Raw genomic sequence first — 1,358 nt, forward strand, 5'->3', positions numbered from 1 at the left:
CTGTCTTCATGCCCGGGTTGCCGCAGGATCACTCGACCGGGAACCCTCGTTCGAACGCCAAGCGAACCACTCGGTACAACAACGGCTCCTGACCAGCAGTGCCTGAAACTGCTCCTTCTGGTCCGGTGCATCGCCGTTCCCCTGACGTGTGGTCGTCACTTGTACCCCCTCGTCCAGGCGCCGGCGATCGCCGCCGACGAGGGTCCTGGTCTCCCGGCAGCGGCCTCCCGGCGCGCTTTCATCTTTCAAGCATTGCGCTCGGCCAGGCCGAGTCGGCGGTCAGGCAAGCCTTACTAAAATGCAACTTCAGGAAGGGGTCCTTCCTGGCCAACGGCGGCCAGTTCGACTACATCTTTAGGACCACGAGGGCGACTTGGCATCTGAATCGGTCATTCGCCTCACCAGCCGCACACGCTCACAGACCTGGGGGGCCTGATGATGCCGAAGCCGCCGCACGAGCTGCAAGCCCACGATCACGAACGGAACAACTCTGCGGAGCGCGCCTATCGAGTGCTGCAGGCAATGATCGAGCTTGGCCCGGGTGCGCACACACTCGCAGAGGTGATGACCCACAGCGGGCTCACCCGTTCCACCGCCCACCGCATCCTCCAGTCCGGCGTGCGCACGCACACCTTCGTCCAACCGACCTACGGCACCTACTCCATCGCCCACCCCAGCGTCACAGGGCACAGCCAGGACTCGCTGACCGCATTGCCCGCCAGTTCCCCGGCGATCTCCGAGGAGCTCGCCCACCTGCAGCGCCGCACGAACCAGGTCGTCGCCCTGCACAGCCACCTCCTGCTGGGCATGCCCAGCAGGATCTGCGTCGACATCGCGCACGGCAAGCGTCACGACTTCGCAGCCGCGCTGGCGACCTCCGACGCGGGGCCCGTCCTGCGCCGCGCGCCCCTGCACCAGGACGCCGCCGGCCTGGTCATGCTCGCCAGCCTCGACGACCTGAGCGCAGGCAACGCCGTCCTGCGGCGCATCAAGATACAGGGATACGCACGCACTCCTTCCCCCGTCGCCGGATGGGAGATGCTCTCCGTGCCGCTGTGGCGCGGCTCCGTTCTCGTCGGCTCCGTCAGCCTCCTCGCCCCTGACGCCTACTGGCAGCGGCGCACCGAGCGCCTGGCCGACGCCACGATGGACACCGCCGCAGCCCTGTCCCGGCGACTGGAGCACACCCGAACCCAGCGTCAGATCATGCCGATGCTGCAGCAAGCCAGCTGAACACAGAAGTCCTCGGGGGGAACAAGCCAATGAGTGGTGTGCATCGTAAAGTGGCTGGTCACGGGCCTGGTGTGCGTCGCTGTCGGGGTGCTCATGCTGGTTGTGGGCGGGTGACTTCGGTGGAG

The 1,358-nt window shown here is 66.6% G+C and carries 1 protein-coding gene; it reads left to right on the top strand.

What is annotated here, in order from left to right:
• Nucleotides 1-438 precede the first annotated feature (438 nt).
• A complete protein-coding gene (locus AB0O11_RS39365) occupies nucleotides 439-1,233 on the top strand; it encodes a helix-turn-helix domain-containing protein (RefSeq protein WP_363397439.1) in 795 nt (264 codons plus the stop codon).
• Nucleotides 1,234-1,358 lie beyond the last annotated feature (125 nt).

Origin of the sequence: Kitasatospora sp. NPDC093102 (genome assembly GCF_040683915.1) — a bacterium.
GTDB lineage: Bacteria > Actinomycetota > Actinomycetes > Streptomycetales > Streptomycetaceae > Kitasatospora.